This is a genomic window from Paramesorhizobium endophyticum (genome assembly GCF_014640615.1).
Taxonomy (GTDB): domain Bacteria; phylum Pseudomonadota; class Alphaproteobacteria; order Rhizobiales; family Rhizobiaceae; genus Paramesorhizobium; species Paramesorhizobium endophyticum.
In genome coordinates, this window is sequence record NZ_BMHH01000009.1 from 54976 (window position 1) to 74495 (window position 19520).

21 protein-coding genes are annotated in these 19520 nt (G+C 62.3%); 5 read left to right on the plus strand and 16 right to left on the minus strand.

Annotation, left to right across the window (positions count from 1 at the left end):
* Positions 1-42 precede the first annotated feature (42 nt).
* Positions 43-303: a DUF2312 domain-containing protein gene (locus IEX53_RS12475; RefSeq protein ID WP_188824500.1), complete on the minus strand. Its 261-nt coding sequence runs from the start codon at positions 301-303 to the stop codon at positions 43-45.
* 354 nt (positions 304-657) lie between these two features.
* Between IEX53_RS12475 and IEX53_RS12480 the strand changes: the two genes are divergently transcribed.
* Complete coding sequence (locus tag IEX53_RS12480; protein WP_236016184.1) at positions 658-1068, plus strand: DUF1036 domain-containing protein; 411 nt, start codon at positions 658-660, stop codon at positions 1066-1068.
* Positions 1065-2501: a pyruvate kinase gene (pyk, locus tag IEX53_RS12485; RefSeq protein ID WP_188824502.1), complete on the plus strand. Its 1437-nt coding sequence runs from the start codon at positions 1065-1067 to the stop codon at positions 2499-2501. The genes IEX53_RS12480 and pyk overlap by 4 nt, the downstream gene beginning before the upstream one ends.
* 516 nt (positions 2502-3017) lie before the next feature.
* Here pyk and IEX53_RS12490 read toward each other — a convergent pair.
* From IEX53_RS12490 to IEX53_RS12510, 5 genes are all read right to left on the minus strand, one after another.
* A complete protein-coding gene (locus IEX53_RS12490; RefSeq protein ID WP_188824612.1) occupies positions 3018-3647 on the minus strand; it encodes a tetratricopeptide repeat protein in 630 nt (209 codons plus the stop codon).
* 73 nt (positions 3648-3720) lie between these two features.
* Positions 3721-3846: a type B 50S ribosomal protein L36 gene (ykgO, locus tag IEX53_RS12495; protein WP_188824503.1), complete on the minus strand. Its 126-nt coding sequence runs from the start codon at positions 3844-3846 to the stop codon at positions 3721-3723.
* Positions 3847-3986: 140 nt separating this feature from the next.
* The gene (locus tag IEX53_RS12500; RefSeq protein ID WP_188824613.1) at positions 3987-5114 is read right to left on the minus strand and encodes a 5-(carboxyamino)imidazole ribonucleotide synthase; all 1128 of its coding nucleotides are present in this window, start codon (positions 5112-5114) and stop codon (positions 3987-3989) included.
* Between the two features lie 2 nt (positions 5115-5116).
* On the minus strand, positions 5117-5614 hold the full coding sequence (purE, locus tag IEX53_RS12505) for a 5-(carboxyamino)imidazole ribonucleotide mutase (RefSeq protein ID WP_188824504.1): 498 nt from the start codon (positions 5612-5614) through the stop codon (positions 5117-5119).
* Between the two features lie 334 nt (positions 5615-5948).
* A complete protein-coding gene (locus tag IEX53_RS12510; protein ID WP_188824505.1) occupies positions 5949-6152 on the minus strand; it encodes a YdcH family protein in 204 nt (67 codons plus the stop codon).
* Between the two features lie 340 nt (positions 6153-6492).
* On the opposite strand from IEX53_RS12510, the gene IEX53_RS12515 reads away from it, so the two are divergent.
* Positions 6493-6675 (plus strand): YdcH family protein, encoded by a 183-nt coding sequence (locus tag IEX53_RS12515; RefSeq protein ID WP_188824614.1) that lies wholly within the window; start codon positions 6493-6495, stop codon positions 6673-6675.
* Positions 6676-6905: 230 nt separating this feature from the next.
* On the opposite strand, the gene IEX53_RS12520 is transcribed toward IEX53_RS12515, so the two are convergent.
* Positions 6906-8147 carry an MFS transporter gene (locus IEX53_RS12520; RefSeq protein WP_188824506.1) on the minus strand — a complete coding sequence of 414 codons (1242 nt, stop codon included), beginning with the start codon at positions 8145-8147 and terminating at the stop codon, positions 6906-6908.
* Between the two features lie 258 nt (positions 8148-8405).
* Positions 8406-8594 (minus strand): DUF1192 domain-containing protein, encoded by a 189-nt coding sequence (locus tag IEX53_RS12525; RefSeq protein WP_188824507.1) that lies wholly within the window; start codon positions 8592-8594, stop codon positions 8406-8408.
* A 104-nt stretch (positions 8595-8698) separates the two neighbouring features.
* On the opposite strand from IEX53_RS12525, the gene IEX53_RS12530 reads away from it, so the two are divergent.
* Entirely contained in the window at positions 8699-9703 is a 1005-nt protein-coding gene (locus IEX53_RS12530; RefSeq protein WP_188824508.1) for an NAD(P)H-quinone oxidoreductase, read from the plus strand.
* A gap of 314 nt (positions 9704-10017) precedes the next feature.
* Here IEX53_RS12530 and IEX53_RS12535 read toward each other — a convergent pair whose 3' ends face one another.
* Positions 10018-12213 carry an esterase-like activity of phytase family protein gene (locus tag IEX53_RS12535; protein ID WP_188824509.1) on the minus strand — a complete coding sequence of 732 codons (2196 nt, stop codon included), beginning with the start codon at positions 12211-12213 and terminating at the stop codon, positions 10018-10020.
* A gap of 405 nt (positions 12214-12618) precedes the next feature.
* On the opposite strand from IEX53_RS12535, the gene IEX53_RS12540 reads away from it, so the two are divergent.
* A complete protein-coding gene (locus tag IEX53_RS12540) occupies positions 12619-13314 on the plus strand; it encodes a DUF1013 domain-containing protein (RefSeq protein WP_188824510.1) in 696 nt (231 codons plus the stop codon).
* Between the two features lie 158 nt (positions 13315-13472).
* On the opposite strand, the gene IEX53_RS12545 is transcribed toward IEX53_RS12540, so the two are convergent.
* The 7 genes from IEX53_RS12545 to gap form a co-directional block, all read right to left on the minus strand.
* Complete coding sequence (locus IEX53_RS12545; RefSeq protein WP_188824511.1) at positions 13473-14180, minus strand: helix-turn-helix transcriptional regulator; 708 nt, start codon at positions 14178-14180, stop codon at positions 13473-13475.
* Between the two features lie 3 nt (positions 14181-14183).
* Complete coding sequence (locus IEX53_RS12550) at positions 14184-14771, minus strand: DJ-1/PfpI family protein (RefSeq protein WP_188824512.1); 588 nt, start codon at positions 14769-14771, stop codon at positions 14184-14186.
* Positions 14772-14804: 33 nt separating this feature from the next.
* Positions 14805-15005, minus strand: coding sequence for a hypothetical protein (locus IEX53_RS12555; RefSeq protein WP_188824513.1), 201 nt, complete (start codon positions 15003-15005; stop codon positions 14805-14807).
* A gap of 344 nt (positions 15006-15349) precedes the next feature.
* Entirely contained in the window at positions 15350-16375 is a 1026-nt protein-coding gene (locus IEX53_RS12560) for a class I fructose-bisphosphate aldolase (RefSeq protein ID WP_188824514.1), read from the minus strand.
* 227 nt (positions 16376-16602) lie between these two features.
* Positions 16603-17796, minus strand: a complete 1194-nt coding sequence (locus IEX53_RS12565) for a phosphoglycerate kinase (RefSeq protein WP_188824515.1) — start codon at positions 17794-17796, stop codon at positions 16603-16605.
* Between the two features lie 102 nt (positions 17797-17898).
* Entirely contained in the window at positions 17899-18468 is a 570-nt protein-coding gene (locus tag IEX53_RS12570) for a putative glycolipid-binding domain-containing protein (RefSeq protein ID WP_188824516.1), read from the minus strand.
* A 3-nt stretch (positions 18469-18471) separates the two neighbouring features.
* The gene (gap, locus tag IEX53_RS12575; protein WP_188824517.1) at positions 18472-19485 is read right to left on the minus strand and encodes a type I glyceraldehyde-3-phosphate dehydrogenase; all 1014 of its coding nucleotides are present in this window, start codon (positions 19483-19485) and stop codon (positions 18472-18474) included.
* Between the last annotated feature and the right edge of the window lie 35 nt (positions 19486-19520).

Consider the following 19520-nt stretch of genomic DNA (forward strand, 5'->3'; position numbering starts at 1 on the left):
CCCAAATTATTCAGCGAAACGCTCCGGGCTGGCAGCCAGCCCTCAGCTCATCCCAAGCGCGTCCTTGTAGAGCTGGATCATTGCCTCTTCTTCCTGACGCTCCTGCTCTTCCTTCTTGCGCAGGCGGATGACGGTGCGGACCGCCTTGGCGTCGAAGCCCGAGCCCTTCAGTTCTGCGTAGACATCCTTGATGTCGTCGGAGATCGTCTTCTTTTCTTCCTCAAGCCGTTCGATGCGCTCGATGAAAGCGCGCAGCTGTCCGACGGCTACCGTCTGTGCGGTGTCACTTGTGATATCGTCCACGGATTCGTTCTCCAGATCGGTTGGGGGATTTGAACAAGTCGATGCCCGACGCAGCGCGGCGGGTCAAGACCACGATGCGCGTCATTCGCAGCCTATATTGTCAGGGATATGGTTTATAATCGGTGAGGCGCCTGCCGTACTGCGTTTGCGGTTTCTCCGTGACGGGCGGTTCCGCCATTCTTTTGCCCAATCGCCAGCGTCCGAAGTTTTCCCGGCTCCTCACGTTCCAAGTGCGTTGACATCATCAGCGAAACTGCCGAAAAGAGGGCAACCAAGATGGGATATTCAAGCGTGACAGGCTCGCGAATGCGCGCTCAACACCTCACCGTTTTTTCCGGCGCTCTCGCTCTGGGCATGATGCTCATGGGTACGGCCGCGCGCGCGGATTTCCGCGTTTGCAACGCAACACAGAATCTCGTCGGCGTGGCGATCGGTTATCGCGCCAAGACCGGATGGATCACCGAAGGCTGGTGGCACATCAACGGCTCGAGCTGCAAGACGCTCATCGAAGGGCCGCTTTCGCAGCGCTATTACTATCTCTATGCCGAGGACGCCGAAGGGGGAGGCCGTTGGGACGGCCCGGTGAACATGTGCGTCGCGGAGAGGGAATTCAAGATCACCGGCGTCAACGATTGCTTCGCTCGCGGTTTCCAGCGCGCCGGATTTCAGGAATACGACACGGGAGAACAGTCGAGCTGGATGGTCCAGCTGACCGACGAAACGCCTCCCGAAAATCCGACAGTGACAGGAACGAATAATCCATGAGACGCAGCCGCAAGGTCAAAATTCTCGCAACGCTTGGACCGGCTTCATCAGAGGAAGCGGTGATCCGCAAGCTTTACGAGGCGGGGGCGGATGTTTTTCGCATCAATATGAGCCATGCCGACCACGATCTGATGCGCGCCCTCGTGCAGCGCATCCGCAATGTGGAGCGGGAAATGGGCCGGCCCATCGGCATTCTCGCCGATCTGCAGGGGCCGAAGCTGCGTGTCGGCAAGTTTAGGGATGGCAAGGTCGCCTTGACGCCCGGCCAGAGCTTCACGCTCGACGATCAGGATGTGCCGGGTGACAACACCCGCGTTTTCCTGCCGCATCCGGAAATTCTGCAATCGGTCGAGCCGGGGCATCGGCTGCTGATCGATGACGGTCGCCTGGCGCTGGTGGCGGAAGAGGCGGACGGCAAGTCGATCCGGTGCCGCGTGGTTTCCGGCACAGGCATTTCCGACCGCAAGGGCGTGAGCCTGCCCGACACGACGCTGGGCGTGAGCGCGCTCACCGAGAAGGACCGCAAGGACCTTGACGCTGTGCTGCAGGAAGAGATCGACTGGGTGGCGCTTTCCTTCATCCAGCGGCCCGAGGATCTGGCGGAAGTGCGCAAGATCGCGCGTGGACGCGTCGGCCTTCTCTCCAAGATCGAAAAGCCGCAGGCTGTCGCTCGCCTTGACGAGATCATCGAGCTTTCGGACGCGCTGATGGTGGCGCGCGGCGATCTTGGCGTGGAAATGCCGCTCGAGGCGGTTCCGGGCATCCAGAAGCAGATCATCCGCGCCGCACGCCGCGCCGGCAAGCCTGTTGTCGTCGCCACGCAGATGCTGGAATCGATGATCACGGCGCCGGTGCCGACCCGCGCGGAGGTGTCGGATGTCGCCACCGCCGTGTTCGAGGGCGCGGATGCGATCATGCTTTCCGCCGAATCAGCTGCCGGGCAATATCCGGTCGAGGCGGTTGCCACCATGGCGCGGATTGCCGAGAAGGTGGAACGCGACCCGACCTATCCGGGCATCATCCACGCGCAGCGCTCCGAGCCGGAAGCGACGGGCGCGGATGCGATTTCGCTCGCCGCAAGGCAGATCGCCGAGACGCTCAAGCTGTCGGCCATCATTACCTATACGGCATCGGGAACGACGGGCCTGCGCGCCGCACGCGAGCGCCCGCAGACGCCGATCATTGCGCTCTCGCCCATCGTGGAGACGGCGCGCCGGCTTTCCCTCGTCTGGGGGCTGCATTGCGTCGTGACAGAGGATGCGAAGGATCTCGACGACATGGTCGACCGCGCCTGCAACATCGCCTTCCGCGAAGGCTTCGCCAAGCCGGGCGACCGCGTGATCATCACGGCAGGCGTACCGCTGCGCACGCCCGGTTCGACGAATATGCTGCGCATTGCCTATATCGGAGCGGATGGGCTGACGGGGATTTGATAAGTCCCTGCTCTCGCTGCGCCGTCATCGAGGCGGCTGGCAAGCCACCCCTCATCCGGCCCTACGGGCCACCTTCTCCCACAAGGGGAGAAGGGAGGGGGCTGGCATGGCGCTTAGAGCGTTTCACGGTTTGATGGAAACTGTTGCTACCGTGACCCATTCACCCTCGCCCTTCGATGCTCGCTACGCGAGCACCGAAGGATGAGGGTGAAGGGCGTCGGCGCTCAGTAGCCCTCATGGTGAGGTGCGAATGGAGCGCAGCGGAATTCGCCTCGAACCACGAGGGCGCTTGGCGCTGATTCCATCAAAACATGAACGGCTCTAAAGCGTGTTGCATTTTATCGCATTCATGGAACACGCTTTAAGTTTTTGTTTTTGCGCATGTCTTTACCCCAAAACCGGTTCCCACTTTTGGGAGACATGCTTTAATGCCATTCACGAACGTTTGCGATTGGCGGGATTCTCCCCTTGTGGGAGAAGATAGGTACGCGAAGCGTGGTCGGATGAGGGGGTCCCTCAAGTCCTCGTATCCGTCAACTCATCCGTAATCTCGCCGGCTTCCTTCTGCGCGTCACGCAGCATGGGATAGACGGCCAAGGCGCGTTCGTAGGCGCGCAGGGCGAGTTCCTTGCGGCCTGTCTCCCTGAGGATCGAGCCCATGCCCATCAGCGCCGCGAAATGGCGCGGCTCCAGCCGTAGGGCGCGGTCGATGTCGCGCATGGCGCTGGTATAATCATTCATCAGGAAGAAGAGCGTGGCGCGGCGGTTCCAGCCCTCGGCATAGTCGGGCTTGAGCGTGACGATCTCGTTCAGAAAATCGATCGCGACGGGATATTTCTTCTCGGCGATGGCGTCGCTCGCCCATCCCATCATCAGATCGATGGTGGCGCTGCCGGACTGGTTCCACAGCCCGTAAATCTCACTCGCAATGCGCTTCGCCTTGGCTTCGTCGCGCTCCTTGCGCAATTCGCCGAACAGCCGGTCGAGCCTGGCGCTGCGCTTCTGCGCTTCGGTCGCTCCTGCAGGGTTGGCAGCAGCGGCAGGCTCAGGAGGCGCAGCCGCATTCGCCGCCGAGACGGACGCGGCGGGGAAGAAGATGAGAGCTAAAATGGCAAAAACGTTCCGCATACGCATGAGGTTACTCATGCGCAGCGAAACGTCAAATGCGAATTTCAGGATAAGGCCTTCCGTGAAGCGGAATAGCCTCATCATCGCGTGATCAGCCCTGACGTGCCTTGTAGCGCGGGGCGGTCTTGTTGATGATGTAGATGCGGCCCTTGCGGCGAACCATGCGGTTGTCGCGATGACGGCCCTTGAGCGCTTTGAGCGAGTTCTTGATCTTCATGTCAGTCACCGGTCTGGTTGGCCCGTCGCCGGGCATCAATGAAGGCGCGTTGGGCGCGCCCAGATGAGGTTGGGGCGAAATAGCCAAGGATTGTGGCTGATGTCAACTCCCACCGTGGCAAAAGATCGGCCCAACCGATTCTATTTTTTGGCATATTTAATGCCGCATGGTCTTAACCGAAAAGTCTCCAACTTTTCGGGACCATGCTTTATGCGCGTGACATGCCCCATCTTGCGGCCCGGGCGGGCTTCCGCCTTGCCGTAGAGGTTGAGCACGGCCTGCGGCTCTCCAAGAATATCAGGCACGCGCGCCACATCGTCGCCGATGAGATTCTCCATCACGCAATCGCTATGCCTGATAGTGTCGCCCAGCGGTAGGTCAGCGATGGCGCGGATATGCTGCTCGAACTGAGAAATGGCGCAGGCGGCTTCCGTCCAATGGCCGGAATTGTGAACGCGCGGCGCGAACTCATTGGCAAGCAGCGTGCCGTCCTTCAGGACGAAGAACTCAAGGCCCATGACGCCGACATAATCGAGCGCGTGCATGAGCTTTTCCGCCGCCTCGCGCGCCCTCGCCGCCGTTGTGGGCGTAATGCTGGCCGGCACTGTTGAGGTGGCGAGAATGCCGCTGGCATGGACGTTCTCGGCGATATCATAGGTGCGGGAATTGCCGGCGCGGTCGCGGGCGGCGATGACCGAGACTTCGCGCTCGAACGGCACGAAACCTTCCAGAATAGCGGGCGCATGGCCGATAGCGTCGAGGGCGGCGTCCAGATCGTCGCTGCCGTCGCCCCTGAGCCGCACCTGGCCCTTGCCGTCATAGCCGAGGCGCCGCGTCTTCAGGATGGCGGGGCCGCCGATGGCGAAGAGGCCGGCGGCAAGGCTTTGCGTGTCGCTGACCAGATGCCAGGGGGCGGTTTCGATGCCGGAATCGTTGAGGAAGGCCTTTTCGCGGAAACGGTCCTGCGAAACCTCGAGCGCGATGGGGGGCGGGAAGACGAGCTTCTCCGCCGCGAGCCTCTGTGCTGCCTCGACGGGGACGTTCTCGAACTCATAGGTGATGACGTCGCAGGCTTCCGCCAGTTCCGCCAGCGCCGCCTTATCATCATAAGCCGCGACGATCTGCCGGTTCGCGACCTGCGCGGCGGGGCAATCGGCTTGCGGCTCCAGAATGACGGTGTGGAAGCCGAGGCGCGCCGCCGCTTGCGCCAGCATCCGGCCGAGCTGGCCGCCGCCGATAATGCCGATGGTCGATCCGGGCTTCAACATGGTCACGCCTCGTCCTTCGGGCGTTCGGCCACGTCGGCGCTCTGTTTCTCGCGCCAGGCGTCGAGCCGCTTGGCGAGCGCTTCATCGGAAAGCGCCAGCACGGCGGCGGCGAGAAGCGCGGCGTTGACCGCGCCGGACCGGCCGATGGCGAGCGTGCCGACGGGAATGCCGGCGGGCATCTGGACGATGGAGAGAAGCGAATCCTGCCCGGATAGTGCTTTTGACTCCACCGGGACGCCCAAAACGGGCAGGGGCGTCATCGAAGCGGCCATGCCCGGCAGATGCGCCGCGCCGCCGGCCCCGGCGATGATCACCTTGAAGCCTTCCGCCTTCGCGCCCTTGGCGAAGGCGACGAGGCGGTCCGGCGTGCGATGGGCGGAAACGATGCGGGCGTCGTAGGAGATATCAAGCGCGGCGAGCGTCTCGGCGGCGTGGCGCATTGTCGGCCAATCGGACTGGCTGCCCATGATGATCGCCACATCGGCCCGTGTCTCAGCCATCGCCACTTTCCTTTTGTCGTTGGATGAAAGGCACTTAACCGAAAAGCCCCGGTCTCGCAAGGCGAGGGCTGGGTGGAGCGGGTTTTGTTTGATGGAATTGGCGCCGAGCGCCCTCGCGGTTCGAGGCGAATTCCGCTGCGCTCCATTCGCACCTCACCATGAGGGCTACTGGAGCGCCGACACCCCTTCACCCTCATCCTGAGGTGCGACCCGTAGCTTGCGAAGGGGAGCCTCGAAGGGCGAGGGTGAAGGGGATCGCCATGGCACCTGCTTTCCATCAAACGGTAAGCTGCTCTGATGTCACCCCTACTAGGCAATTCTGATGTCACCCCTACTAGGCAATAATGTCCGGAATGATCTGGTCTTCCAGTTCCTGAAGCTTGTCCTTGATGGCGAGCTTCTTCTTCTTCATGCGCTGGATGCGAAGCTGGTCGCAGCCCACGGCGATCATCGCATTGATGGCGGCGTCGAAATCCGCATGCTCCTGCTTCAGACGTGCCACGGCCAGTCTGATATCTGCCTGTTCCTGGTCGGACATCCGGTTTGTCCCGTTCTGATTATCTATTTTTCAGGATATCTAGCCCCGGCGCAGCCCATATCACATTTCGCCAGAATAGAAAATGCTACTAATCCGAAATCGACTTCCTCGCAAAGTCGTGGCAGACTGTCATCGCTCTGTCACGAAGTCTTCAGGCAGGGGCAGTTTCCGGTTCCCGTTTAGTTGAGGGGAGAAGTTCGGAAACGGCGGAAAATTGCCTGATTAGCTTCTGAGCATGCATTGGTGCGGCGGCCTTCCAAAGGCTGCTTCATGACCCGGTCGAGCTTATCCGGCCGGTTCAGTGAGTCCTCTTGACGACAACCAACCCAAAGGAGATCCAATCATGGCCATTGAGACCCATCTTGCAACGCTGGAGAAAAAGCATGGCGCCCTGGACAGGGAGATCGCCGAGGCGATGGCCTGCCCGGCGATGGACGATCTCCATATCGCCGATCTCAAGCGCAGGAAACTGCTGCTCAAGGACCAGATTGAAAAGCTCAGGGTGCGGGCGACGCGCCACTGAGAGATAACTAACCAGGGGTTTATACGCCGGCGGGACAGCGCCCCCCTCTGCCCTGCCGGGCATCTCCCCCGCAAGGGGGGAGATTGGCCTACATCAAGGGCGGCGCTTATTCTGCTATGTCTGCGATTGGCGAAAGCGGAAATGATAGCTTAATCTCCCCCCTCGCGGGGGGAGATGCCCGGCAGGGCAGAGGGGCGCGCTGTCCCGCTGACATTTCAATGTGAACTATCTCACCCCTGCTCCCCCTCCGCACGCGGGATGAGCTTCAGCCCTTCCGGCGTGGCGGCGCGTTCGGGGAGGCTCTGGAAGTTTTCCTTCTCCTCACGCGAAGGGGCCGCGCGCTGTCGCGAGCGGACGATGGCGTAGGCGGTGATTGAAATATGCGCCAGCGCGGTGACGGCGAAGAGCGCCGCGGGCCAGAGATATTCCATCGCGAAGGCGGCGACGAGCGGCCCGATCATGGTGCCGAAGCCATAGAGCAGCAGCAGGCCGCCTGAAATCTTTACATAATTCTCCGATGCCGCGAAGTCGTTGGCGTGAGCCACCGCCACCGGATAAAGCGCATAGGCGAGGCCGCCATAGATGGCGGTGAGGATCAGGATCGTTATGGTATTGGTGGGTGCGATCAGGAAGATGGCGACGCCGATCAGCGACGATGCGCCCGCCACGCCCGCCAGCACAAAGCGCCGGTCCATCATGTCGGAGAGGCGACCGACCGGGATCTGCGAGAGCGCGCCCGCAAGGATGGTGAAGCTTACCATCAGCGCGATCATGGTGGTGTCGATGCCGGAATCGGCTCCATAGACCGCGCCGAGCGTGCCCCAGGCGCCATTGGCAATGCCGATGAGAATGCACCCGACCGAGGCGACGGGCGAGTTGCGGTAGAGCGCCTTCAGATCGAGTTGCACTTCGCTCAGGGGTTTGGGGCTGATGGCGGTGGAGATGGCGGTGGGGATGAGCGCGAGGCAGAACAGGATGCCCGCCATCATGAAAAGGCCGTCTCCCCGGATATTGCCGCCGGCCACCATCATCTGGCCGCTCATGACGGCGCCGTAGTTCACCATCATGTAGAGGCCGAAGATGCGACCGCGGGTTTCGTTGGTGGCGCGTTCGTTGAGCCAGCTTTCGATGACCATGAACGCCCCCGCCATGGCGAAGCCGGTGAAGACACGCAGCCCGATCCAGATGACGGAATCGACGAAAAGCCCGGACATGAGCGCGATGATGGCGGCGGATGAGGCGAAGAAACCGAAGGCGCGGACATGGCCCACCCGGCGCACCAGCCTTGGCGCCAGCAGACAGCCGGTGATGAACCCGCCCGCCCAGGCGGTGCCGAGAAGGCCCAGCGAACTGATGGCAAAGCCTTCTGCCCCGCCGCGCAGGGGGAGCAAAAGGCCGTGAAGCCCGGAGCCGGCTAAAAGAAACGCGGTGCCGCACAGCAGCGCGAAAACCTGGATGAATGAATTGAACAAAATGCTCCCCCGAATCCTTTTTTATTGAGGGAAGGGAACCCCCATGGCCGAATAATGGCGGAAGATGAAAATGGTTGCGCGGGGCATTGGCGCGCACCCTCCTTCCCCCTTGTGGGGAAGGTGGCCCGAAGGGCCGGATGGGGGTGGTGACGTGCGCGCTTCTGTTTTCAGCAAAGGCACATCCGTCACCACCCCCATCCGCCCGCTAACGCGGGCACCTTCCCCGCAAGGGGGAAGGAGGGCGCTTGGCGAGTAACCCTACCGAAACAACGCCTCCGCCGCCGCCTTGCTCGCTCCCTTCCGGTCGCGGTCGGCTTCCAGCCGCTCGATCTCGGCGCGCAGGGCGGCGATGCGTTCCTCCAGTTCCGCCACCGACAACAGGGAGAGATCCTGCCCGATCTCGTGAATGGTCTTTCTCACCGGCAGTTCGTCATCGAAAAGCGCCATGTCGTTCTCCTCTCGCTTTCCTGCGCCCGGCCCATTGCCAAACATGGGTGAAACAATACATTTCAAGCGGGTTTAAATGCAAATCATTCGAAAAGGAGCGCCTTATGGCTCTCAAACCAGCTTCCCAGATGATCGCAATCGGAATTGCCGAGCCCGGCGGGGCGCATGTGCTGAAACCGATGAAACGCGCGGTGCCGAAGCCGGGGCCGGGCGAGATCCTGGTGCGGGTGCGGGCGGCGGGCGTCAACCGTCCCGATATATTGCAGCGGCAGGGGCATTATGCGCCTCCATCGGGTGCGTCCGACATTCCGGGGCTGGAAATCGCGGGCGAGGTGGCCGAGACGGGCGAGGAGGTCAAGCGCTTCAAGGTGGGAGACCAGGTGCTGGCGCTGCTTGCCGGCGGCGGCTATGCGGAGTTCGCTGTGGTGGACGAAAGCAATGCCCTGCCGCTGCCTTCCGGCTTCGGCTATGTGGAATCGGCGGCCATCGCGGAAACCTTTTTTACCGTCTGGCATAATGTCTTCGAGCGCGGTGGCCTCAAGGCGGGGGAAACCTTGCTGGTGCATGGCGGCTCGTCGGGCATCGGCACGGCGGCGATCCAGCTTGCCAGCGCCTTCGGCTCCTATGTCATCGCGACGGCGGGATCGACGGACAAATGCGAGGCGTGCCTGAAGATCGGGGCCGACCGGGCGATCAATTACCGCGAGGAGGATTTCGTCAAGATTGTCGCGGAGGCGACGAACGGCAAGGGCGCGGATGTCATTCTAGACATGGTGGGCGGCGATTACGTCACCCGCAATTACGACGCAGCGGCAATGGACGGACGCATCGTTCAGATCGCCTTTCTCGAGGGGGCGAAGGCGACGGTCGATCTAACCAAGCTGATGACCAAGCGCCTGACCCATACCGGCTCGACGCTACGCCCGCGTTCGGTCGAGTTCAAGGCCGGGATCGCTCGGGAACTGGAAGCCAAGGTCTGGCCGCTGCTGGAGGAACGCCGCGTCGCGCCTGTCATGGACATGATTTTCCCGCTGCGGGACGCCTGGCGCGCGCATGAGCGCATGGAGGATGGGCGGCACATCGGCAAGATCGTGCTGGATGTGGCGTAGGGTGGGCCTTGTTTGTGACAGGTGGCACCAGACACACCCCCCTCTGTCCTCCTGAGCTTGTCGAAGGGCGACATCTCCCCCACAAGGGGGGAGATCGGCTGTCATAATCGCTTTCGCTAATCGCCGACGTTGACGATTATGCGCCGTCATCGATGAAGGCCAATCTCCCCCCTTGTGGGGGAGATGTCGCCCTTCGACAAGCTCAGGAGGGCAGAGGGGGGTGTGCCTGGCGCTTCCCTCAATCCGGAAATTGTATCGAAACAAAAGGCCGCGCTCACCTGAGCGCGGCCTTTCCGCTTGGGAGGAGCGGAGTGTTACTTCTGGACCTTGCCGATTGTCCAGAACAGCGTCTCACCAGCCGAATCGTCCACGCCGTCATTGTCGGTCACGGCGTAGCCATTGCCGTCCTTGTCGATGGCGAAGCCTTCCAGCTTGTCCATGACGTAGCCATTGGCCTTTTTGAGGTCGGGCAGGAAGTCGCGCACCAGCGTCTTTTCCACCACCGGCAGCTCGCCGCCGATCTTGGCGGGCTTGAGGCTGTCGAGGGAGACGCGGTAGAGCTTTTTCAGCGCGGCCTTGTCGCCGATGAGATTGTCGCGCTCGACGATGTAGAGCTCACCGTCATGGGCGGTGATTTCGGAGAGGCCCACCCAGCCGGACTCGGTCTTGTCGAGCGGGTAGCGCACCGCGGCCCATTCCTTGGCTTTGGGCTTATAGGCGAGGAGCTTGACGGTACCCTTCGGATCGTCAGCCCATTCGCGCTGCACGGCCATCCAGAGCGTGGTGTCGTCGCCTTCGCCCACGCGGGTGATGCCTTCGAGGCCGAAGCGGGTCTGACCAGCTAGGATTCCCTCGGGCAGCGAGATTTCCTGCTTGATTTCGCCCTTGCCGTTCACCTGGAAGATCGCATGGGGCACGAGCTTCTTGGCGTCGCCCTCATTGGCGAGCCAGAAGCCGCCATCGCCATCGGTGGTGATGCCTTCAAGATCGAGCTTCTGCGCCGGATGGCCGCCACGGGTGACGACAAGCGCCTTGGTGATCTCAGCCGGCTGTTTGGTCGCGTCGATGGTGAAGATCGTCGGCGAGGACGAATAGAAGGAGTCGGAGACGGCATAGAGCTTGCCCGGCACTTTTTCATCCGCGACGAGGCCGGAAAGCGCGCCCCAGCCGAGCGGCGAGCCGTCCTCCTTATTGGTCGAGACGATGGTCGGATAAGCGGGTTTGCCTTCGCCGAGCTTGTAGATCATCACATGCGAGCGCGCGCCGCCATCTTCCACGAGATCGTTTTCATTGGCGGTGACGAGCAGGTCGCGACCGGGGATGGCGACGAGGCCTTCCGGACCGATGCCGGAGGGCAGCAGCTGGAGGAATTCCGGCTCGCCGCCCGTGTCCTTGTAAACGCCGACGACCGAGCCGCGCTCCGAGGCGACGAAGATGTATTTGGTGCCATTGAAGGTGGCGACTTCGACGCCTTCCGGCTCGATACCCTTCTTACCGGAACGCTTTTCCGGATAATGGCCGATCGCCGCGATCTTGTGTTCCAGTGACGGGCCGGATTCATAAAGCACCTTGCCGTCGCGATTGAAGATGGTGAAGCCGCGCGAGCCGCCCTTGTAGTCGCCCTCATTGGCGGTGACGAGGCGGTTGTCGTCGAGCCATTTCACGGCGTCCGGCTCGCGCAGCGCGCCCTTGATGGAACCGGTGAAGGAGAGCGTGCCGTCGGACTTCACGTCGACGCCGTCGAGATCGACGCTGCCGGCGGAGAAATGCGAAACCACCTTGCCGCTCGCCGCATCGACGATAGCGATGTGGTTGTTCTCCTGCAGGGTCACGGCGACTTCGTTCTTGCTGTTGAAGGCGACGAATTCCGGCTCCGGATCTTCCGGCGCGACTTCGGAAAGGCCTGTCAGGGCAACGGTCTTCATCCCTGCGCAATCAGGCGCGCCGTCCTTGAGCGGCACGATTTTCAGATCGCCGCCTGGAAGCTGCGGCAGCTCGCCGTCGTTCAGATCCTCGTCGCGCTCATTCTCGATTGCGATGGCGAGGAAGGCCTTGTCGGGCGACACGGCGACCGAATCGGGCTGGCCCCCGAGATCGCAGCTTGCCTCGACCTTGCGGCTGGCGATGTCGATGACGTCGAGACGGCCGGAGGGCTTCGTCTTGCTTTCCGAAGTGTTGACGCCAGCGAGCACCTTGCCCTCAACCACGGTTACGGATGTCGGCTCGCCTTCCATCTTGACGAGGCCGCCCGCCTTGGGCGCCGCCGGGTCGGTGATATCGACAAAGCCGACCGCGCCATAGGGGCTGTCGGAATAGACCAGCGTCTTGCCATCCGGCGAGGCAGCGATGATCTCGGACGAGGTCTCCGCCTTCTTGTCGGCGTCGGCGGGCAGGTTCTTCGCGACGGGGAAGGTGGCGATGCGGTTGAAGACCGGCTCGGCCAGCGCCGGGAAGGCGGCGGAAGCGCCAAGCGCGGTCAAAATGGCAAGGTGGATGGAACGGCGTTGCATGAGTGAGGCTCCCTCTGATTTCCGCCCACTCCTCATGCAGCTTCATTTCAATGGGATGACAGTTTAATGACAGTTTGATGAAACTGGAAACGTGGGCGCAATTGCCCCTCACCCTTACCCTCTCCCCGTAAAGGACGGGGGGAGGGGGACAATGCACGTTTCCGCCTTTTCTTCTGCCAGGTGCAGGGGGAGAAGGAGGAGGCGACGACGCTCGACGCCCCCCTCTCCCCGTAATTCACGGGGAGAGGGTAAGGGTGAGGGGCTATCCACCCGTATGCAAGATGCTCTTCCAACTTTCTTGCCCCATGGAAAAAACGTCGCTATATAAGCAATGATTTCCCGGAAATTTGTGGTTTACCCCACGGCCCGCGCCCCCGGAGCGGACGAACGAGAGGACTATATCTAATGGCCACCCAGCTTCTTATGCCGAAGGCGACGGCCGTCTGGCTTGTCGATAATACCGCACTGTCCTTCGACCAGATCGCCAATTTCTGCAAGCTGCATCCGCTCGAAGTCAAGGCGATCGCCGATGGCGAAGCCGCGCAGGGAATCAAGGGCCTCGACCCCGTCATCACCGGCCAGCTGACGCGTGAGGAAATCGCGCGCGCCGAGAAAGATCCCAATCACAAGCTGAAGCTTTCCGAGCCAAAGGTGCGCGTGCCGGAAGCCAAGCGCAAGGGCCCGCGCTATACGCCGCTATCGAAGCGCCAGGACCGCCCGAACGCCATTCTCTGGCTGGTGCGCAACCATCCGGAACTGAAAGACGCGCAGATTTCGCGCCTCATCGGCACGACGAAATCCACCATCGAGCAGATCCGCAACCGCACGCACTGGAACTCCGCCAGCCTGCAGCCGATGGACCCGGTGACGCTGGGCCTCTGCTCGCAGATCGACCTCGACCTCGAAGTCGAACGCGCCTCGAAGAACCGCCCGGCGGTGGTCGATACCGGCGACACGCTGCTTCCGGCCTCGGCGACGGAGAATTTCGACTATCGCGACGAATTCTCGCCTCGCGAAGAGGAAGAGCTCGACGCCGACAAGGTGTTCGCGAAGCTGTCCTCGCTCAAGGGCTCGCGCAGCGAGGATGAGGACGAGGAGTAGTGGCTCGGCTCCCTCCCTCCCCCTTGCGGGGAAGGTGCCCGCGTTAGCGGGCGGATGGGGGTGGTGACGCTTGCGCTTTTCCTGGAGACAATGGCGCAAACGTCACCACCCCCACCCGACCCTTCGGGCCTCCCTCCCCGCAAGGGGGAGGGAGGGGATCAATACTGATCCCGATACGCATTAAACTCCCGCATTTCCATCTGCCGGTAAAAATCCGCCAGCGTCTTTCCCCGTTCGGGGCGGAAGCGGCGGCCGGAGTCGGCGGCGAGCGAGATGCGGTCGGTGCGGAAGGTTCGAAACGCGGTGCGCAATTCGCACCAGCCGATGACCGTCCAGACCTTTCCCCAGAACCAGAGCCCGAGCGGGCGGATGTCGCGGCCGCTCTCGCGTCCCTCGAGGTCGCGGTACTGGATCGTCAGCACATTGCCGCCATCGACAGCTCGCTCGACGAGGTCGATGATGCGGCGCTCATGCTCGCTCAAGTAAGCGGCGGGAGCGTGGATCTGGGTGTTGGCGATACGTGAGCGGTCTTCCTTCGGCAGCACGGATTCGATCTTGATAAGCGCCTCTTCCGCGCCGCGTGCCATGGATGCGCCGCCCCAGGCGCGGACCAGCCGCGCGCCCACCACAAGGGCGACGATCTCGTCACGTGTGAACATCAGCGGCGGCAGGTCGAAACCTTCGCGCAGGATGTATCCGACGCCAGCCTCGCCATCGATGGGAACGCCTGTCGATTGCAAATCGGCAATGTCGCGATAGATAGTGCGCTCGGAGACTTCCAGCCGCTCGGCCAGTTGCCGCGCGGTCACCAGCCTGCCGCCCCGCAGGCGCTGCACGATCTGGAACAGACGGTCGGCACGCCGCATGGGTTATACCCGCCCATATTCGCGGGACAGCATCCCGGTAAGGTCTTCGGTCTTCGCGGTCTCATCAGGATAGAGCGCTTCGAGGAAGGCGGAGGCGAAGGTTCCGGGCGCCGTACCGGGAGCGGTGACGACACGGCCATGGCTGACGGCATGAGGCACGTCGTGATAGTGCTCCGCGCCTTTATAAGCGCCGATCTTGCCTTCAATCCAGCCGGTCCCATTGCTGGCGTGGGGTGTCGCTGAAAACAGGTCGGCGTGGGCGAGCGGAAGGGTGCCGGCGCAGATGCCGCCGATGACCCCGCCGCGGGCGCGGACCGAAAGGAGCAAGCGCGCAATGTCAGGAGGGGTGTCGCCGAACCAGCCCTCCGAGCCGATGATTGCGACGGCGTCGAGATCGGTATTCTCCTCAGCCGAAACGCCCCGTTCCGTCGTCAGCTTCAGCCCGCCGATCGACGTCACCGGCATCGCCTCGGGCGAAAGCGCAATGATGCGCGCGGCGAAAATCTCCACGGCGGAACCGGAGAGAAAGCCGAATTCCCAATCGGCGTAACCTTCGATGAAAACGAGGCCAATCGTCTTGTTTTCCGTCATTTCCGCGCTTTCCTATTGGTTTTCCGGCCTATTCTACCGCTTTTGCCTGCGCTGCGACAGCTGCCAGTTGCCCGGCTGCCATTCCTCGCAACTGCCCGTCCAGCCGATGTCCCTCTGGACATAGCCCGGCAGATTGTCGATCAGGCGGCGGGTACGCGCGCGGTCACGCCGCTCCTTCATCTTGCGCTGGAAGTGCAGGATTGCACTCATGATGGGGGGTATGACGATGCCCATGTCTCTTCTCCTCGATCTCTGATGAAGGCATCATCGCATACCCCTCCTGACAGCTGTCTGTCAGGAGAAAAGGCGGTTAAATGAAAAAGCCCGGATCGGGCGATCCGGGCTTTTCTTTTAAGCGGCACATGATTTGGCGGAGTCGCTAGGCACCCCCCCTCTGTCCTGCCGGACATCTCCCCCGCAAGGAGGGAGATTAAGCTTCCATCGGCGCTGGCATCAATCACCAGCGTTGCAAGATGAGCGAGGCGAGCCGTATCGGCCGATCTCCCCCCTCGCGGGGGAGATGCCCGGCAGGGCAGAGGGGGGCGCTGTCCCGCCGACGCTTTCCGGATTCACTTCCCTTACGCTGCCTTCTCCAGCTCCGGCTGCCAGCCGCCGGTGGCGGCGAGGGAATTCATCCGGGCGCGGTGGGTGAAGGCGCGCTGGCCGGCGGCGACGTTCTCCGGCTTGCCGCCCCACGCCTTCAACGCCGCCGCCTGCAGGGCGCGGCCATAGGAGAAGGTGAGCTTCCATGGCATGTCGAAGGCGGCGTTCATGGCAGAGAGGTGGGCGGTCGCTTCCTCGTCAGTCTGGCCACCGGAAAGGAAGGCGATGCCCGGCACGGCGGCGGGAACGGTGGATTTAAAGCAGCGCACGGTCTTTTCAGCCACTTCCTCGACCGAAGCCTTGCGGGCATTCTGGCCATCGATAATCATGTTCGGCTTCAGGATCATGCCTTCCAGCACGACGCGTGCGTCATAAAGCTCGGTGAAGACCGTCTTCAGCACCCATTCGGTGACCTCGTAGCAGCGGTCGATGGAATGGTCACCCGGCTTGCCATCCATCAGCACTTCGGGCTCCACCATCGGTACGATGCCGGCTTCCTGGCAGAGTGCGGCATAGCGGGCGAGGGCCTGCGCGTTCTGCTTGACAGCGCCCCAGGTCGGCAGGCCATCGGAGATGGAGATCACGCTGCGCCATTTGGCGAAGCGCGCGCCGAGGGCATAATATTCGGCGAGACGCTCGCGCAAGCCGTCGAGACCTTCGGTGATGGTTTCGCCCGGGAAGCCCGCCAACGGCTTTGCGCCCGCGTCCACCTTGATGCCGGGGATGCTGCCCGCCTGCTTGATGAGTTCGGGGAGCGGCGTGCCGTCGACTGCGTTCTGGCGGATCGTCTCGTCATAGAGAATCACGCCGGAGATGTAATTCTTCATCGCATCCTGGGAACGGAACAGCATTTCGCGATAGTCGCGGCGGCTCACTTCCGTGGAGGCGAGGCCTATCGAATCGAACCGCTTCCTGATGGTGGCCGAGCTTTCATCGGCGGCAAGAATACCCTTGCCGTCGGCGACCATGGCAATAGCGATATCCTGAAGACGTTCGGTCATAGATCGGAGCTCCACTCGTTAGGTTAGGCTGAAAATGGCCATAACAAAAGAGTGGGGCAAGCGAAACGTAACGGCAAGTTATTGAAACGATTGAATTTATTTCAAACGATTTAGGCTGATCACTTTTTTCGACGCAGGGTTAAAGAGCCGAGAAATATGAAATGTCGGCGGGACAGCGCCCCCCTCTGTCCCGCCAGCGGTCAAATCAAAATATCCAAGCGAAAAACTTAGTCCCGCCGCAGCACATCCACACCCGGAAGCGGCATGCCTTCCATCCATTCGAGGAAAGCGCCGCCGGCCGTGGAGACATAGCTGAAATCGTCGGCCACGCCCGCATGGTTCAGCGCCGCGACGGTATCGCCGCCGCCGGCAACGGAGACGAGCTTGCCCTCCTTCGTGCGGGCGGCAACGTGGCGGGCGGCGGCGACGGTGGCCTTGTCGAAGGGCCGCAGTTCGAAGGCGCCGAGCGGGCCGTTCCAGACCAGCGTCGCCGCATCGTCGATCGCGCCCTGGACGCGCTCGATGGATTGGGGGCCGACATCGAGAATCATTCCATCAGCGGGAATCGCATCGATGCCGAAGGCATGGTTGGGCGCGTCGGCCTGGAAATGCCAGGCGACGATGGCATCGACGGGCAGGATGATCGCGCATTTGGCGGCTTCCGCCTTGGCCATGATCTGGCGGGCGGTGTCGGCAAGATCATGCTCGCACAGCGATTTCCCAACTCCGATGCCTTGCGCGGCGAGGAACGTATTGGCCATGCCACCGCCGATGACGAGCGCATCGACCTTTTCGACGAGATTGTTGAGGAGATCGATCTTGGAGGAAACCTTCGCGCCGCCGACAATCGCCACCACCGGGCGGCTGGGCTTGCCGAGGCCCTTTTCCAGCGCTTCCAGCTCCGCCTGCATGGTGCGTCCGGCATAGGCGGGAAGCACATGGGCGAGGCCTTCCGTCGAGGCATGGGCGCGGTGGGCCGCCGAGAAGGCGTCGTTGACATAGATATCGCCATTGGCGGCCAGCGCCTTGACGAATTCGGGGTCGTTCTTCTCCTCGCCCTTGTGGAAGCGGGTGTTTTCGAGGAGCAGAATATCACCGTCCTTCATGGCGCTGACGGCAGTGGCGGCCTTCTCGCTGATGCAATCCTCGGCGAAGCGCACGGGCTTGTGAAGTTTCCCTTCCAGCGCCTTCACCACCTGCCGCAGCGAGAATTCCGCCGATGGCTCGCCCTTGGGACGGCCGAAATGGGCAAGCAGGATGACCTTGGCGCCCTTGTCGGAGAGCTCCGTGATCGTGCGCGCGACGCGCTCGATGCGGGTGGCGTCCGTCACTTCGCCATTGGCTACGGGAACATTCAGGTCGACGCGGAGAAGAACGCGCTTGGAGGCGAGATCGGCATCATCAAGGGTACGGAAGGTCATCGGTTTTTCTCCGGTTAGCATGTCATATTGGGGCGGAGAGGCTGGCGCTCTACGATACCCCCCTCTGCCCGGCAGGGCAGAGGGGGGTATTTCGCGTTCCCATCAGAACGCAAGCCTCTCAAACAGGCCGGGATAATCCAAAACGAGGCCATCCTCATCGACGGGCAGGTCGGCGGTGAAGTTGCGGTCTTCGGCTTCGTAGCGGTAGAGCCGGCCCTGCTCCAAGCAGGTGTAGTGCTGCCCGTCGCGGAATGGTTCGAAACTGTCGAACGGCACGTAGAGCATGGTGAGCTTTGCTGTGCCCGCCTGCGGGGTCAGGCTCAGGCGTCTTATCGGCAATGTGTTGGTGAAGGGCGTGCCCGAGAGGTCGATGTCGATGCAGCCGTCGAATTGCGGCTGTGCCTCGCCTGCCGGGGTGCGCCAATGGCCTGCGCCATCGGACATGAGGGCGAGATGCTGGCCGGCCATCGACTCGATGGTGAAGGCGCGGACGGCCCAGTTTGGATCGCAATAGATGCGGTAGCGGACGCCGTAGGGGAGACCGCCCCGGTTGCCGATCACCACGCTGTCGGCGTGGATGCCGCCGCCCTGCGGCGTCAGCACGAGGTGTTCAAGGCCCTCCCCCTCGGTGGAACGCCAGCGCACCGTTTTCGGGGGGAGGGCTCTGAACATGGCTTAGATCACCTTGGAAAGCGCCACTGCCGTATCGGCCATGCGGTTGGAGAAGCCCCACTCATTGTCGTACCAGGTGAGGATGCGCACGAAATTGCCTTCCATGACCTTGGTCTGGTCGATCGCGAAGATCGAGGAGTGCGGGTCGTGGTTGAAATCGCGCGACACCAGCTGCTCCTCGGTGTAGGCCAGCACGCCCTTGAGCGGGCCGTTGGTGGCGGCGGCCTTGATGGCGTCGTTGATTTCCTCGACCGTGGTGTTCCGCTTGGCGACGAATTTGAAGTCCACGACCGAGACGTTCGGGGTCGGCACGCGCACCGAAGTGCCGTCGAGCTTGCCCTTGAGGTGCGGCAGCACGAGGCCCACGGCCTTGGCGGCGCCGGTAGACGTCGGGATCATCGACAGCGCCGCGGCGCGGGCACGGTAGAGATCCTTGTGCATCTGGTCGAGCGAGGGCTGGTCGTTGGTGTAGGAGTGGATCGTGGTCATGAAGCCGTGGTCGATGCCGACAGCGTCATCCAGAACCTTGACGACAGGCACGAGGCAGTTGGTCGTGCAGGAGGCGTTGGAGATGACCAGATGATCCTTGGTCAGCTTGTCGTCATTGACGCCGTAGACGACCGTCAGGTCGGCGCCGTCAGCCGGGGCGGAGACGATGACGCGCTTGGCGCCGGCTTCCAGATGCGCCGCCGCCTTGTCGCGGGTGGTGAAGATGCCGGTGCATTCCAGCGCGATATCGACGCCCAATTCCCTATGCGGCAGCTCAGCCGGGTTCTTGATCGCCGTCACCTTGATCGGCTTGTAGCCCTCGACGACGATGGAATCGCCCTCGACCGTGACCTTGGCCGGGAAGCGGCCATGGACCGAATCATAGCGCAGCAGGTGAGCGTTGGTCTCCACGGGGCCAAGATCGTTGATCGCGACCACCTCGATGTCGGTGCGGCCGGATTCCACGATGGCTCGAAGGATATTGCGCCCGATGCGGCCAAACCCGTTGATTGCGACGCGAACTGCCATTTCCATTCTCTCCTACTTGAGCGTAGATACTTGAT